At 29.3% G+C, this 15,345-nt stretch carries 14 protein-coding genes and 1 riboswitch; of the genes, 11 read left to right on the top strand and 3 right to left on the bottom strand.

Translation table 11 applies throughout. The features are described 5' to 3' along the window. The first annotated feature begins 9 nt into the window (after positions 1-9). The 8 genes from J2Z24_RS10665 (at position 10) to glsA (J2Z24_RS10630) (ending at position 10,281) form a co-directional block, all read left to right on the top strand. Positions 10-741 carry an amino acid ABC transporter ATP-binding protein gene (locus tag J2Z24_RS10665; RefSeq protein ID WP_035151138.1) on the top strand — a complete coding sequence of 244 codons (732 nt, stop codon included), beginning with the start codon at positions 10-12 and terminating at the stop codon, positions 739-741. A 103-nt stretch (positions 742-844) separates the two neighbouring features. Then, positions 845-2,041 carry an argininosuccinate synthase gene (locus J2Z24_RS10660; RefSeq protein WP_035151140.1) on the top strand — a complete coding sequence of 399 codons (1,197 nt, stop codon included), beginning with the start codon at positions 845-847 and terminating at the stop codon, positions 2,039-2,041. An 88-nt stretch (positions 2,042-2,129) separates the two neighbouring features. After that, positions 2,130-3,446: an argininosuccinate lyase gene (gene argH / locus J2Z24_RS10655; RefSeq protein WP_035151142.1), complete on the top strand. Its 1,317-nt coding sequence runs from the start codon at positions 2,130-2,132 to the stop codon at positions 3,444-3,446. 225 nt (positions 3,447-3,671) lie between these two features. Beyond that, positions 3,672-4,781: a hypothetical protein gene (locus J2Z24_RS10650; protein ID WP_035151144.1), complete on the top strand. Its 1,110-nt coding sequence runs from the start codon at positions 3,672-3,674 to the stop codon at positions 4,779-4,781. A gap of 395 nt (positions 4,782-5,176) precedes the next feature. Beyond that, on the top strand, positions 5,177-6,550 hold the full coding sequence (locus J2Z24_RS10645; protein WP_051593408.1) for an alanine/glycine:cation symporter family protein: 1,374 nt from the start codon (positions 5,177-5,179) through the stop codon (positions 6,548-6,550). Between the two features lie 76 nt (positions 6,551-6,626). Continuing rightward, a complete protein-coding gene (glsA, locus tag J2Z24_RS10640) occupies positions 6,627-7,544 on the top strand; it encodes a glutaminase A (protein ID WP_035151146.1) in 918 nt (305 codons plus the stop codon). Between the two features lie 397 nt (positions 7,545-7,941). Continuing rightward, entirely contained in the window at positions 7,942-9,318 is a 1,377-nt protein-coding gene (locus J2Z24_RS10635; RefSeq protein ID WP_035151149.1) for an alanine/glycine:cation symporter family protein, read from the top strand. Positions 9,319-9,363: 45 nt separating this feature from the next. Beyond that, positions 9,364-10,281: a glutaminase A gene (glsA, locus tag J2Z24_RS10630; RefSeq protein ID WP_035151152.1), complete on the top strand. Its 918-nt coding sequence runs from the start codon at positions 9,364-9,366 to the stop codon at positions 10,279-10,281. Between the two features lie 83 nt (positions 10,282-10,364). Here the strand turns inward: glsA (J2Z24_RS10630) and J2Z24_RS10625 are convergent, their stop codons facing one another. Beyond that, positions 10,365-11,117: a SagB/ThcOx family dehydrogenase gene (locus J2Z24_RS10625; RefSeq protein ID WP_035151158.1), complete on the bottom strand. Its 753-nt coding sequence runs from the start codon at positions 11,115-11,117 to the stop codon at positions 10,365-10,367. Between the two features lie 259 nt (positions 11,118-11,376). Continuing rightward, positions 11,377-11,552: riboswitch (Lysine riboswitch) on the top strand. 146 nt (positions 11,553-11,698) lie between these two features. Here J2Z24_RS10625 and J2Z24_RS10620 point away from each other — a divergent pair. Next, entirely contained in the window at positions 11,699-13,456 is a 1,758-nt protein-coding gene (locus J2Z24_RS10620) for a Na+/H+ antiporter NhaC family protein (RefSeq protein ID WP_035151161.1), read from the top strand. Positions 13,457-13,546: 90 nt separating this feature from the next. On the opposite strand, the gene J2Z24_RS10615 is transcribed toward J2Z24_RS10620, so the two are convergent. Together J2Z24_RS10615 and J2Z24_RS10610 are read right to left on the bottom strand one after the other, a co-directional pair. Further along, positions 13,547-13,756, bottom strand: a complete 210-nt coding sequence (locus tag J2Z24_RS10615) for a DUF378 domain-containing protein (protein ID WP_035151163.1) — start codon at positions 13,754-13,756, stop codon at positions 13,547-13,549. A gap of 109 nt (positions 13,757-13,865) precedes the next feature. Beyond that, positions 13,866-14,345, bottom strand: coding sequence for an Lrp/AsnC ligand binding domain-containing protein (locus J2Z24_RS10610; RefSeq protein WP_035151166.1), 480 nt, complete (start codon positions 14,343-14,345; stop codon positions 13,866-13,868). 127 nt (positions 14,346-14,472) lie between these two features. Between J2Z24_RS10610 and J2Z24_RS10605 the strand changes: the two genes are divergently transcribed. Together J2Z24_RS10605 and J2Z24_RS10600 are read left to right on the top strand one after the other, a co-directional pair. Then, positions 14,473-14,811: a hypothetical protein gene (locus J2Z24_RS10605; protein WP_035151168.1), complete on the top strand. Its 339-nt coding sequence runs from the start codon at positions 14,473-14,475 to the stop codon at positions 14,809-14,811. Between the two features lie 137 nt (positions 14,812-14,948). After that, positions 14,949-15,332 (top strand): RidA family protein, encoded by a 384-nt coding sequence (locus J2Z24_RS10600; protein ID WP_035151172.1) that lies wholly within the window; start codon positions 14,949-14,951, stop codon positions 15,330-15,332. The last annotated feature ends 13 nt before the right edge of the window (positions 15,333-15,345 follow it).

The raw sequence follows: 15,345 nt of genomic DNA, 5'->3' as shown, positions 1-15,345 counted from the left end.
GATGATTATATGTATATGATTGAAGCTATAGATGTAACGAAAAAATTTCATAACTTAACGGTTTTTGAAAATTTAAATGTAAAGGTGAGTAAAGGAGAAGTACTTGTTATAATAGGACCTTCTGGCTCAGGAAAGAGTACTTTTCTTAGATGTTTAAATCATTTGGAGACTATAAATGGTGGGAAAATAATTATTGAAGGAGAAGAGTTAGATGGAAGAAACAAAACTCTTCTTAGAAAGATAACTACTAAAATGGGAATGGTTTTTCAAAATTTTAACCTTTTCCCACATATGACTGCTTTGGAGAATGTAATGGAAGCTCCAATTACAGTTAAAAAAGAAGATAAAGAGAAAGTTAAAAAAAGAGCAGAAATGCTTTTAAATAAAGTAGGATTAGGAGATAAAATGGATTATTATCCATCTAAGCTTTCCGGAGGACAAAAACAAAGAGTTGCTATTGCAAGGGCTTTAGCAATGGAGCCAGATATAATGTTATTTGATGAACCAACATCAGCTTTAGATCCAGAACTAGTTGGGGAAGTTTTAAATGTTATGAAAGAACTTGCTAGTGAAGGAATGACTATGGTAGTGGTAACTCATGAAATGGGTTTTGCTAAAGATGTTGCAGATAGAGTAATATTTATGGATGGTGGAAAAATAGTTGAAGAAGATACTCCAGGAGAGATATTTACTAATCCAAAGGAAGAAAGAACAAAAGAATTTTTAAAGAAAGTACTTTAGTAAGTTAAGAATGAAGAGTGAAAAGTGAAGATTTAAGGATACTATTAATATTTACTCTTCATTTTCAATTATTAACTATATAAATATAAGGGGGTTTTTAATTATGAATAAAGATAAAGTCGTATTAGCATACTCAGGAGGGTTAGATACATCAATAATTATTCCTTGGCTTAAGGAAAATTATGATTTAGAAGTTGTTGCTGTCTGCATAGATGTAGGACAGGATGATGATATGGAAGAAGTTAAAAATAAGGCTATAAAAACTGGGGCAGCAAAAATATATGTAGAAGATCTAAAAGATGAATTTGTAAAAGATTATGTTTTCAAGGCTTTAAAGGCTAACGCATTATACGAAGACAAATATATGTTAGGTACATCTCTTGCAAGACCATTAATGGCTAAAAGATTAGTAGAAATTGCTCAGAAAGAAGGGGCAAAGTATATATGCCATGGGTGTACAGGTAAAGGAAATGACCAAGTAAGATTTGAAGTAGCTATAGCTTCTTTTGATCCATCTATAAAGATAATTGCTCCATGGAGAATATGGGACATTAAGTCTAGAGAAGATGCAATAGACTATGCGCTTTCAAAAGGAGTAGAGGTTCCTGTAACAAAGAAGAAGATATATTCTGTGGATAAAAATATATGGCATGTGAGCCATGAAGGCGGAGAGCTTGAAAATCCAGAAAATGAGCATAATTCAGAAATGTACTCTACAGTAACACCAGCAGAAAAAGCTAAAGATGAAGCAAGCTATGTGGATATATACTTTGAAAAAGGGATTCCAACTAAGATAAATGAAGAAGAAATTTCACCAGTAGAAATTGTAAATGTTCTTAATAAAATTGGATCAGAAAATGGTATTGGAGTAGTAGATATAGTTGAGAATAGACTTGTAGGAATGAAATCAAGAGGAGTTTATGAAACACCAGCAGGTACAATACTTTACGAAGCACATAGAGAGCTTGAAAGATTAACTTTAGATAAATTAACTTACCACTATAAACAGATAATTGCTCATAAGTATGGTGAAATTGTATATGATGGATTATGGTTTACAACTTTAAGAGAAGCTTTAGATGCATTTATAGATGTAACTCAAGAAAATGTAACAGGTACAGTTAAATTGAAACTTTATAAAGGAAATGTAATGAATGCAGGTATATTTACAGAAAATGCTCTTTATGATGAGACAATATCCTCATTTGGAGCTAGTGAATTATACAGTCATAAAGATGCAGAAGGATTTATAAAATTATTTGGTTTACCGTACAAGATAAAGGCACTTAAGAACAAATAATAGATAATAAATAATAAATATGGAGAGAATTTTTGCTTAGCAAAAATTCTTTCCTAATTTATTATTTAATAAAGAAGGAGTGTAGTTTATGAAGCTTTGGGGCGGAAGATTTAAGGAAGAAGAAAGCAAACTTATGGAAGATTTTAATAGTTCTTTAAGTTTTGATAAAAAACTATATAAACAAGATATACAGGGAAGTATAGCTCATGTTAATATGCTTGCTAAATGTAATATATTAAAGGAAGAAGAAAAGGATAAAATAGTAAAGGGACTTACTTCTATATTGAAGGATATAGAAGAAGGTAATTTATTAATAGAAGGGGACTATGAAGATATACATAGCTTTGTTGAAATGAATTTAATTTCACGTATAGGGGAAGTAGGGAAAAAACTTCATACAGCTAGAAGTAGAAATGATCAAGTAGCTGTAGATTTAAGATTATATGCAAAAGATAAAGCTATTGAAGTGATTAATTGTATAGAAGAAATACAAAATTCAATACTAAAACTTGGAGAAGAAAACAATGTACTTATGCCAGGATATACACATCTACAAAGAGCACAGGTGGTAACTTTTAAATATCATATTATGGCTTATTATAATATGCTTCAAAGAGATAAAAAGAGAGTGAGAAATGCTATAGGAATTATGGATGAAAGTCCTTTAGGATGTTGTGCTTTAGCAGGAACTACATATAGCACAGATAGAAGATTTACTGCAGAAAAATTAGGATTTAAGAAACCTGTAGATAATTTTATGGATGGAGTTAGTGACAGAGATTTTGTTATAGAACTTATAAGTAATTGTTCTATTATAATGATGCATTTAAGTAGATTAAGTGAAGAACTTATATTATGGAGTAGTAAAGAATTTGATTTTGTTCAAATAAGTGATGCATATTCTACAGGAAGTTCTATAATGCCTCAAAAGAAAAATCCAGATGCAGCGGAACTTATAAGAGGAAAAACTGGAAGGGTATATGGAGACTTAATGTCTCTTCTTACTACTATGAAGGGAATTCCATTAGCTTATAATAAGGATATGCAAGAAGATAAGGAAAGATTTTTTGATGCTATAGATACAGTTTTAGTTTGTTTAAAAGTTATGACAGGTATGCTATCTACTTTAAAAGTTAAAGGGGACAATACTCTCAATTCTGTTAAAAAAGGTTTCTTAAATGCTACAGAAGCCGCAGATTATTTAGTTAATAAAGGAATGGCATTTAGAGATGCACACAAAGTTATAGGAGAAATCGTGCTTTATTCAGAAGAAAATAGTAAGGCTATAGAGGAATTGAACTTAGAGGAATTAAAGAATTTTAGTAGTTTGTTTGAAGAAGATATATATTCTTTTATAGATTATGAAAATACTTTAAGTAGAGGAATAAAGAAAGAAATAAAATAATAATCATAAGAATAAAGGTATGTAGAGTGTTGCTTTATAATTAGCTAAATATAAGCCAGTCTATATATCTTTATTTTTATGTCTTTTCTGTCGAAAATAGCATTATTTTATATGAAATATTTTCAAAAGAATTTAAGAATATGAACGATAAAATAATTAGAAAATTATATAATATGTGTAAAATAAATGTTTTGCAATATTTACAATATGTAAAGGAGTGTAGATATGAATATAAATAATATTACTGGAATTAAACTCCAGAGAACATTTATAGACTTTAATAGTAAACATCATAATAATATAAAAAGTTTTGATACAAAAGAAAATAATTCAAAGCAGGTAGTAATTTCAGGGGAAGCTATTAAAAAGTATGAATTTTCTAATAGATTAAAAGAAGCTTTTAAGGAAGCTTTTAATGATAAAAAAGAAGATGGAGAATTTATAAAAAGTATTTCAAATGAATATATGAAAATTAGAAAAGAAATAAAGGGAGAGAATTATTCGCAGGATCAAGATATTAATATAAATATTCTAAATGAAGCTTTAGAAGATGTAAAAGAGTGGGCAACAGATTCTATAACTAATAGATTTGATATGTTTTTTAATTATTCATCAAACATTATGCCTTTTTATAACATGAAAAAGGATGAAGAAATATTTAATAAAGAACAATTTAGAGATAATCTAAGCTCTTTAATGGATAAAGCAGTGAATACATTAAAGAATTTACCAGAGAATATAGGTGAAAATGATTTAAATAAAAAAATAAATTCTATTTTAATATCAGAAAGTAAGGATAATTCTTTAGAAAAAATGGGACTTGATGATATTAAGAAGCTTAATTCTTTTTTAAATGAATTACCTAGACTTTCTTTAAGTTATGATGTTGATAAAATAAAAGATAATATAGAAAATTATCAGAAAACAGCTAAGGAGGCATTAGACTCATCTGGATTACCAGAACATATAAAAAAGAATGCTAAGAAGGCTGTAGGGAAAAATGTTAGGGCATATGGTAAAGTATCTGCATATAGAATTGAAAGGAAGAGCAGAGAAGATGAAGTTGAAAAATTAATGAACTTTTATGCTTCTTTATTAAGCCAATATAATAGTTTAGAGAAAGATATTAAAAAATGTAGAAAAGAGAATAACTTGAAAATGATAAAATCTTTATTAAAAATGCAGATGAACCTACAAAAACAAATGGATAAGCTGAAAGTAGAAATAGATAAGGCAGGGAAAAGTAAAGATGCTCTTACATCTAATCCGGATTCCGTTGAGGGAACTGAAACCTTTAAAGAGATAAGCGAAGCCTTTGATGAGGAAGAAGTATAAATTTTGGTTAAATATAAATTTTAAATTTTTAAGGAAATTAAAATTGGGCTGTTGCACTAAGAAGCTTACATATAAAATATTGCTTTGCAAATCAATAACAAATGCAATATTTTGTAAGATTTATTCTTAGTGACGCAGTCCAATTTTTGTAAAATTTATTGTATGTATAAATTTTCAAAATTGATAAATTGTTAGAAAAAATGCAGAATAACAATGAAATAATACAATATATTTACAAATTTTTATTAAATTATCAATAAAGGGCAAAATAATAGTAATGTATAGATAATTTGGAAAATTTGAATAAAACAACATAATTTTATATAATAATAAGTAAGTAAAAAGTGCGCACAAAATACTGAAAACAGTTTGGAAAATTTAAGGAGGCGGAATAATTGAATATCATTAAGGAAATTACCGATTTTTTATGGGGATGGCCATTAATAATTTTAATCTTTTCTGTATCATTAATATTTAGTTTTGAATTGAAGTTTTTACAGTTTAGAAAAATTGGTTTTATAATGAAAAATACTTTTGGTAAAATGTTTGAAAAAAACCATAGTGGTGAAGGAACTGTAACACCGTTTCAGGCAGTGTCTACTGCTCTTGCAGCTACTGTTGGTGTTGGAAACATAGCAGGTGTAGGCGTGGCTATAGCAGCTGGAGGACCAGGAGCGATTTTTTGGATGTGGATAGTTGCATTTATAGCTATGATTGCTAAATATGCAGAAATAACTTTAGCAGTAAGATACCGTGAAAAAAACCCGGAAAATGGGGAATATCACGGTGGACCTATGTATTATATAAAAAATGGATTAGGAAAAAATTTCATGTGGTTATCAATACTTTGGTCTATAATATTTACATTTATGATGTTTATAGGTGGATTTGTACAAGCTAACTCTATGGCAGAAGTGCTTTATGAGAGCTTTAGTGTAAACAGGACTATGGTAGGTGTAATACTAGCTATATTTACTGGAATAGTTATAGTTGGAGGTATAAAAACTATAGGCAAATTTGCTGAGAAGATTATTCCCTTTATGGCAATTATATATATAATAGCAAGCTTAACAATTATATTTCTTAACGGCTCAAGGGTAGGAGCAGCATTTAGTAGTATATTTCATGATGCATTTACAGGAAGTGCAGCAGTAGGTGGATTTGCAGGTTCTACTATACTTCTTGCAGTAAGAAACGGTTTTGCAAGAGGAGTTTATTCTAATGAGTCTGGTATGGGTACAGCGCCAGTGGCTCATTCATCTGCTACAACTTCTTATGCAGCTAAACAAGGGCTTTGGGGACTATTTGAGGTATTTGTAGATACTATATTAATTTGTACAATGACAGCATTAGTAATCTTAACTAGTGGTGTAATAGAAACAGGTAAAGGAGGAGCAGCTTTAACTGCTACAGCGTTTAGGAATACTTTAGGTGGAAAAGGTGATTTAGTAGTAACAATTTGTATAATATTATTTGCATTTACTACGGCCCTAGTTGATGGATATTATTCTGAAACTGGTCTAACTTATGCTATAAAAACTACTAAACTTTCAATCCCATTTAGAATTCTTTATTGCCTAGGAATGATAGTAGGAGCAGTGGGAGGACTACAAGTTATATGGGGACTATTTGATTTCTTTATGGCATTTGAAGTTATTATAAATTTAATTGTATTGTTGAAGCTTAGAAAAGATGTAGTTGAAGAAACAGATAAGTATTTTAATAGTAAAGAAGTAATGGGTGAAAATTATAAAGGATATTCTATATAAGGATAAAAGGCCAGAACATATCTGGTCTTTTATTCTGATGAGTATAAGAAATACTTGATGTAGGAGGATATAAAAAATGGAGGAGTTACTTGAAAATATAGTTGAAGATTGTAGGGAATATACAAAATATGGCAGTGTTGCTTCCTATATACCAGAATTAAAAAATGGAAATAAAAATGCATTAGGTATATGTGTAACTACATTACAGGGTAAGGAACTTTGTGCAGGGGATTATAAAACAAAATTTACTATGCAAAGTATATCAAAGATAGTTTCTTTAATTATAGCAATTTTGGATAATGGGATGAAAGGAGTTTTTTCGAAAATTGGAGTAGAGCCAACTGCAGACTCATTTAATTCTATAATAAATTTAGAAACAAAAAATCTTCATAAACCTCTGAATCCCATGATAAACTCAGGGGCTATTGCTACAGTATCTTTAATAAAGGGCAATAGTTCAGAAGAAGTATTTAATAGAATTTTAGATTTTACAAAAAAGATCTCTGGCAATGAAAATATAAATATAAATAAACAGGTTTATATGTCTGAAAGAGCAACAGGCGATAGGAATAGGTCTTTAGCATATTTTATGAAAAGTACAGGGGTCATTGTAAATGATATAGAAAAGGTATTAGATGTTTATTTTAAACAATGCTCAATAGAAGTTACCTGTAGAGATATTTCAAGAATAGGAGCATTTCTAGCCAATGATGGTGTTATACCGTGGACAGGAGAAAGAATTATATCTAAGGAAACTGCAAGAGTTGTTAAAACAATTATGGTAACTTGCGGTATGTATGATGCTTCTGGAGAATTTGCTGTAAATATAGGTATACCAGGAAAATCAGGAGTAGGTGGAGGAATTCTAGCTTCAGTACCAGGTAAAATGGGAATTGGAGTAATAGGACCATCTTTGGATGAAAAAGGTAATAGCATAGCTGGAATAAAGATACTAGAAAAATTATCAAAAGAATTAAATTTAAGTATATTTTAAAAATTTCATAACCATATTTTGTAATATGAATAAAAAAACAGCATAATTTTTATGCTGTTTTTTATTGAACTTAGATAAATAAAGGAATGGCTATTAATCAATATAATTATGAATTTAATTTAATTATATTATAAATATATAAAAAAATATTTAAATATAAGAAAAAGTGTATATTTAACAATAAAATTTTGAAGAAATTAATAAATTTTAATAAAATATAGGTAAAAATTGATACATTATAAATTTGAATAATCTATTTTTGGAATATTGATATTTGAGAAAAGTTGAACAATTTACTTATGGTAAATATAATGTAAATAGTTAATAGTGTGCACTTTTAATAATATAAAGAAATAATTATATATGCATAAACAAATAAAGATTAGGAGGACAGGCAATGACGATAATGACGATGATGAAAAGTATAACAGATTTTTTATGGGGATGGCCGTTAATAATATTGATATTTGGAGTATCCTTAATATATAGCTTTGAGCTTAAGTTTCTTCAATTTAGAAAATTTGGTTTTATAATGAAAAATACTTTTGGTAAGATATTTGAAAAGAGTACTTCAGGGGAAGGTACAGTAACACCATTTCAAGCAGTTTCAACAGCATTAGCTGCAACACTTGGAGTTGGTAGTATAGCCGGTGTTGGTGTAGCCGTTGCGATAGGTGGTCCAGGAGCAGTGTTTTGGATGTGGGCAGTTGCTTTTATAGCTATGATTACTAAGTATGCTGAAATAACTTTAGCAGTTAAATATCGTGAGAAGAACCCTGAAAATGGTGAGTTCCAGGGTGGGCCTATGTATTACATAAAGAATGGTTTAGGGAAAAAATACAATTGGGTATCGATAGGATGGTCTGTAGTATTTACTTTCATGATGTTCATAGGTGGATTTGTTCAATCAAATTCTATGGCAGAAGTAGTATATGAAAGTTTTAAAGTTAATAAAATAACAATAGGTATTATATTAGCAATTATATCCGGTATAGTAATTATAGGTGGAATAAAGACAATAGGAAAATTTGCTGAAAAAGTAATACCACTTATGGCAGTTTTATATGTGGGAGCAAGTATTGTAATTATAGCTATGAATGCAGGTGGAATACTTCCAGCATTTAAAAGTATATTCCATGATGCATTTACAGGAAGTGCAGCAGTAGGTGGATTTGCAGGTTCAACAATAATTGCAGCTATGAGAAATGGTTTTGCAAGAGGAATTTATTCAAATGAATCTGGTATGGGAACAGCACCAGTTGCACATTCATCAGCTACTACTTCATATCCAGCAAAGCAGGGAATATGGGGATTATTTGAAGTATTTATGTCATCAGTAGTAATCTGTACAATGACAGCCCTTGTAATACTTACAAGTGGAGTATTAGGAACAGGAAAAGGTGGAGCTGCATTAACAGCAACAGCATTTAGAAATTCTTTAGGATTTAGTGGAGACTTAATAGTAACTATATGTATAGTACTATTTGCATTTACTACAGTGTTAGTTGATGGATATTATTCAGAAACAGGACTTGTGTATACAATAAAAACTACTAAGTTTTTAATTCCATTTAGAATTTTATACTGCTTAGGATTAATTGTTGGAGCAGTAGGAGGACTTCAGGTTATATGGGGATTATTTGATTTCTTTATGGCATTTGAAGTTATTATAAATCTTATAGTACTTTTAAAACTTAGAAAAGATGTTGTTTATGAAACTGAAAGATACTTTAATAGTGAGGAAGTTAAAGGAACTATGGAAAAGGCTAGTTAGACAGTAATAGTTACTTAAAGTTTTTATACAGAGGTGAATAGCAATATGAATCAGATGCTACAAAATATAATAGAAAATAATAGGATGTATACAAAACAAGGTGAATTAGCCTCCTATATACCAGAACTTACAAAAGCAAATAAGAATGCCTTAGGAGTATGTATTACTACTCTTGATGGAGAAGAGATTTGTGCAGGAGACTGTGAAACAAAATTTACTATACAAAGTATATCAAAAGTAATATCACTTATTATAGCTCTTATGGATAATGGAGAAGAAAAAGTTTTTTCTAAAGTAGGAGTTGAACCTACATCGGAAGCTTTTAACTCCATAACAAATTTGGAAACAAAAAATTTACATAAGCCATTAAATCCAATGATAAATGCTGGAGCCATAGCTATAGTGTCACTTATAAAAGGAAAAGATTCAGAAGAAGTATTTAGTAAAATTTTGAATTTTACAAGAAAGATGACAGGAAATCCTAATTTAGTTGTAAACGAAGACATATATAGAAGTGAGAAAAGTACAGGACATAGAAATAGATCTTTAGCATATTTTATGAAAAGTACAGGTATTATAGATAAAGATATAGAAGAAACATTAGATGCGTATTTTAAACAATGTTCTATAGAAGTTACTTGTAAAGATATTTCAAGAATAGGTGCAGTTTTAGCTAATGATGGAATTGTGCCTTGGACAGGAGAAAAATTAATACCTAAAGATATTGCGAAAACTGTGAAAGCCATAATGATAACTTGTGGTATGTATGATGAATCAGGACAATTTGCAGTAAATATAGGGATTCCTGCAAAATCAGGAGTTGGAGGAGGAGTAATGGCTACGGTTCCATCAAAGATGGGAATAGGTGTAGTTGGGCCAGCACTTGATGATAAAGGAAATAGTATAGCAGGCATAAAAGTGTTAGAAGATATATCCAAGAAGTTAAATTTAAGTATATTTTAGTTAATATATATTAAATTGCAAACTTGTGATAAAAGAAGCATGTACTACTTAATATAATTAAGATTTGTACATGCTTCTTTTTATTATTGTTTTCCTACAGGAGCTAAGTATACTGAAAATTCTTCTTTACCATCTACATGTAATAATTTATCCATTTTATCTTGGTCATAAGATGCCATAGCACAGGTACCGGCATCAATAGATTCGCAAGCTAAATAGAGATTTTCACACATATGACCTGCATCCATAAGTATCAGCTTAGAAGAAGCTATACTATACCTCCATTCTGTTCTATAAGGGATAGTGGTCCATATAAAGGTAACAGCACAGTTTGAAACAAATTTTTGATCATAACTTGCTTCAATCAGTTTTTCTTTTAAATTATTAGGTGATTCTAAAAATATTAATTTATGTTCTAGTGGTAAGTATCTGTAAATACCATTATTTAAGTCTATTACGTTAAATACAGCTATATAAGTTTCAAAAGGATGTCTGGCACCAGCAGAAGGAACTGTTCTTAAGGTTGCATAGCCATTCTTTACTATTTTTTTAACTCCTTGAGCACTCCAAAGTAATAAGGACAATTCTTCCAAAGTTAGAGGCTTTTCTGAAAATATACGTCTACTTTTTCTTTTCTTTAGCGTATTTAATAAGGACATATTCCCACAGTTTATTTTATTAATTGGTATTAAATTTATTAATTTTGAATTTGAATCACAAGCTTTTTGTACAGGTGGTTGAGGTAAATTTTTTTCTTGGTCTGTTTCTATTTCATCACCTATATCATTAAAAGCTGTAGATTTTAAAATATCTCTTAAATTTTTTGGATCAACCATAAAAAAACCCCCTTAGATATAAACTTATATATTTATTATATCACTATATTTATTATATCATTGACATGAAGGTTTATGAGAATAAGTATAAAATATTATATAAAAAATATTTTCGACATATATTGGCAAAAAATAATAAATAGAAATTGGATTTAGTATTTTTTGGCATTTTTATGAAATAAATTAAAGTATTTAAAAAAATAACTTGATAAAAATATAATTAAATGTTATAATTTAATTTGTATTAAAAGTGGATATATACGAGGATAGAGGAGCGACGTTTATTAGTATCTGTATTGATGTAAGCAAAATGATGTACAGTGAAAGGGAATGTCGCCGAAGTATACAGCTGATGCTTTAAGGCTGTATAACTGGTTTTATTTCAGAATATGAGTAAGACTGTCACAAATTATTTTGTGGAGAGCTATCATTCAAACAAGTGTGTACACATAGTGTATTCATACCTCTTGAGTGATAACCCAAGGGGTTTTTTGTTGTGATGGACTCTCCTCCGCAGAAGAGTATTCACTATTTAGTTAAACTTTTATGTTTAACAAATAAAAAATGAGGAGGAGAAGATTGTGAAAAAGAAATCTTTTATTTTAACCACGGTATTAATGCTTATCTTTTTATTTACTACTACAGTTTTGGCAGCAGAGCCAGATGTAGCTCAATTAAATTCTGAAAGACTAGGAATACTTACTTTATTACCACCTTTTATCGCAATAGTTTTAGCATTTATAACTAAGAATGTTGTTCTTTCACTTTTTATAGGAGTATTTTCAGGAACATTTTTAGCACAATTATCAGGACATAATATTTTAGGAGCGTTTTTCTATGGATTTTTAGATATTGTAGATAAACTAAAAGGCTCTTTGGCAGATCCTTGGAACGCAGGAATTATACTTCAATGTATGACTATTGGAGGTCTTATAGCATTAGTTTCAAAAATGGGAGGCGCAAAAGCTATAGCAGAAAGTCTTGCTAAAAAGGCTAAAAGTCCAGTAAGCGCTCAAATAATAACTTGGTTTTTAGGATTACTTGTATTCTTTGATGACTATGCAAATTCACTTATAGTAGGACCAATAATGAGACCAGTTACAGATAAAATGAAAATATCAAGAGAAAAGTTATCTTTTATCGTAGATGCTACAGCAGCTCCTATATCTGGAATAGCTTTAATATCCACTTGGGTAGGGTATGAAATAAGCTTAATAAAGGATGCTTATACATCCATAGGAGAAAATGTAAATGCTTATGGATTATTTGTACAAACTATTCCATATAGATTTTATAATATATTAATTTTAATATTTATTGTTGGTTCTGCATTGACATTAAGAGAGTTTGGACCTATGCGTACAGCAGAAAGAAGAGCAAGAACTACAGGAAAAGTTCTTGGAGATGGAGCTAAACCTATGGTTTCTTCAGAAGCTACTAGTTTAGAACCAAAAGAAGGAATCAAATTAAGTGTTTGGAATGCTATAATTCCAATTGGAGTATTGCTTATTAGTGCCTTTGGAGGATTCTACTTTAACGGATATCAAAGCGTAATGGCTGGAAAAGATGAAGCAATTAAGGCTATATTAGTTAATAGTCCCACTTCCTTTACAGCAATAAGAGAAACTTTTAGTGCTTCTGATGCTAGTGTTGTATTATTTCAGGCAGCATTATTTGCTAGTATAGTAGCTATTGTTATGGGAATATCTCAAAAGATATTTACTTTAGGAGAAGCAATAGATAGTTGGGTTGATGGAATGAAGTCTTTAATTATTACAGGAGTAATATTGCTTTTAGCTTGGTCTTTAAGTTCAGTTATAAAAGAACTTGGTACAGCTAAATTTTTAGTAACAGTATTATCAAATTCATTACCTAAGTTTATATTACCTTCAATTATATTTATAATGGGATCTATAATATCATTTGCTACAGGAACTTCTTATGGTACTATGGGAATACTTATGCCACTTACAATACCATTAGCACATGGTATTGGAGCTGGAGACCCTCAGTATGTAATAGTTAGTTGTAGTGCAGTACTTACTGGAGCTATATTTGGAGATCATTGTTCACCAATATCTGATACAACTATATTATCTTCTATGGGATCAGCTTGCGATCATTTAGAGCATGTAAAAACTCAAATGTGGTATTCACTTACAATAGCTGCTATAACCATAGTATTTGGATATATTCCAGCTGGATTGGGATTACCAATTTATATAGTGTTACCAGTATCTATAGTTGCTACAATATTAAGTTTATATATATTAGGAAAACCAATCGAAGAAGTAGAAGAAAATACTTTACTTAATAAAGAAGCAGCAAATCTTAATTAGAATAAGTGATTTGGATAATAAAAATAGAAATGTTGATAAAAATCAACATTTCTATTTTTGTTATTATGATTTTTGTTATTATGCTAAAATTTATTTAGCCTCTCCAACTTCTCTATCTCTTCCTAAGAATGAAATAGCATAAAGCCCTGCTATACCAACAAGGGCATATACAACTCGTGTAAAAGCAGTCATTGTTCCAAAAAGAGCTGCTACTAGATCGAAACTAAAAAATCCAATTAGTCCCCAATTTATAGCTCCTATAATAACTAAAACAAGTGCGGTTACATCTAAAGCTCTCATACTTTACATCTCCTTTTTAGTTTAATACTATAATACAATTATATTTTTACCAATAAATAAAAAAATATAACTATAAAAGAATAAAAGATAGAAGCTTTTATTTTTAAAATTAATATAATTCATTTAATTGAATATTTCTATCTAATTTCTGAAGCAAACAAATTACAGTTGAAGTACTTTGTACTCCTTCAATAATTTGAAGCTTATCTGCCAAAAGTTTTTGAAGATGAGATATGTTTTGACAGATTACTTTAAGGAATATTGAATAATCACCAGTAGTATAATATAGTTCTACTATTTCTGGTATTTTTTCTAGACTTTCCGCTACTTGGCTAAGAAAAGAGGCTTTCTCTAAATTTATCCCTATAAAACAGCAAATATCAAATCCTATTTTAGCAGTATCGATTATTAGTTTAGAACCTTTAATTATATTCATTTCTTCCATTTTTTTTATTCTTACATGTATTGTACCACCGCTAACATGGCATTGTCTTGCTATCTCTAGAAAAGGAGTTCTAGAGTCCTTGATTAATATACTTAATATTTCTAAATCTAATGAATCTAATTGTTGACTTTTAGTAAATTCCACAAAACCACCCCTAAAAATTTTACTGTATATAACTATTATACAAAATAAATTAATTTACTGTTGATATATTTAAAAAAATATACAATAATATATAGAGTAAGGCTAGTTTGGAGAGGAGGAACATTATATGAATTGGTTATATTTTGCTAAGATATTAGCTTTTGCATTTGTAGTAATAATAGTTTACAATCTTTTAAAAGTCTTTGTGTTATCAAAATTCAAACCCAATAAATGGATTATATTTGCTGCTGCTATTGCACTTTTAACAACTCCATCTATGGTTAAACCAGGTTTTAATACTACTCCAGCAGGAATGGCTATATCAGGAGTATTTGTAGTATTAATGTTATGGTTTATGGATTTATTTAATGAAGATAGATTGGAATCAAAAAATAAAAAAGATGATGTTAAAATTAAACCTAAAGCAAAACCAAATAGAATGAAAAACAATAAGGACAATAAATAATACTAGATAAAAAGACATTGGATACTAAAATCTATGTCTTTTTATTTTTTATAAAAAAGGTTTTTTTAAGTATTTATAGAATTAATATTAAGGAAATTATAAAAATTAAGAAAATTATATTTTAAAGGAGATAGCAAATGAAGAAGGAGATTATTAATTGTAGTAAAGCCGCACCAGCAAGAGGCCCATATTCACATGCAGTGAGAGTAGGAAATTTAATATTTTTATCTGGAAGAACTCCAAGTGACTTAAATACAGGAGAATTAGTAGATGATAACATAGAGAATGCTACAAGAATTGCACTTGAAAATGTAAAAGCAATTCTTGAGGAAGCAGGAGTATCTTTAGAAAATGTAGTAAAAACTACAGTATTTTTGAGAGATATAAATGATTTTAGCATTATGAATAAAGTATATGGGGAGTATTTTAATAATAATCCGCCTGCTAGATCTTGTGTTCAAGTATCAAAGCTTCCAAGAAATGCTATGATTGAAATAGAAGCTATAGCAGTAGTAGATTAAAAATTGTATAAAA

The sequence above is a fragment of the Clostridium tetanomorphum genome (assembly GCF_017873215.1).
In the GTDB taxonomy this organism is placed as follows: domain Bacteria; phylum Bacillota; class Clostridia; order Clostridiales; family Clostridiaceae; genus Clostridium_AO; species Clostridium_AO tetanomorphum.
Note: the sequence above shows the minus strand (reverse complement) of the source record. Positions and strands in the feature narration are given on the sequence as shown.

Excerpts from the sequence above, each read along its gene's own strand:
- argH (WP_035151142.1), top strand. The coding sequence starts at position 2,130 with ATGAAGCTTTGGGGCGGAAGATTTAAGGAAGAAGAAAGCAAACTTATG.
- J2Z24_RS10625 (WP_035151158.1), bottom strand. The coding sequence starts at position 11,117 with ATGGTTGATCCAAAAAATTTAAGAGATATTTTAAAATCTACAGCTTTT.
- J2Z24_RS10650 (WP_035151144.1), top strand. The coding sequence starts at position 3,672 with ATGAATATAAATAATATTACTGGAATTAAACTCCAGAGAACATTTATA.
- J2Z24_RS10600 (WP_035151172.1), top strand. The coding sequence starts at position 14,949 with ATGAAGAAGGAGATTATTAATTGTAGTAAAGCCGCACCAGCAAGAGGC.
- J2Z24_RS10635 (WP_035151149.1), top strand. The coding sequence starts at position 7,942 with ATGACGATAATGACGATGATGAAAAGTATAACAGATTTTTTATGGGGA.
- J2Z24_RS10605 (WP_035151168.1), top strand. The coding sequence starts at position 14,473 with ATGAATTGGTTATATTTTGCTAAGATATTAGCTTTTGCATTTGTAGTA.
- glsA (WP_035151152.1), top strand. The coding sequence starts at position 9,364 with ATGAATCAGATGCTACAAAATATAATAGAAAATAATAGGATGTATACA.
- J2Z24_RS10660 (WP_035151140.1), top strand. The coding sequence starts at position 845 with ATGAATAAAGATAAAGTCGTATTAGCATACTCAGGAGGGTTAGATACA.
- J2Z24_RS10615 (WP_035151163.1), bottom strand. The coding sequence starts at position 13,756 with ATGAGAGCTTTAGATGTAACCGCACTTGTTTTAGTTATTATAGGAGCT.
- glsA (WP_035151146.1), top strand. The coding sequence starts at position 6,627 with ATGGAGGAGTTACTTGAAAATATAGTTGAAGATTGTAGGGAATATACA.
- J2Z24_RS10665 (WP_035151138.1), top strand. The coding sequence starts at position 10 with ATGTATATGATTGAAGCTATAGATGTAACGAAAAAATTTCATAACTTA.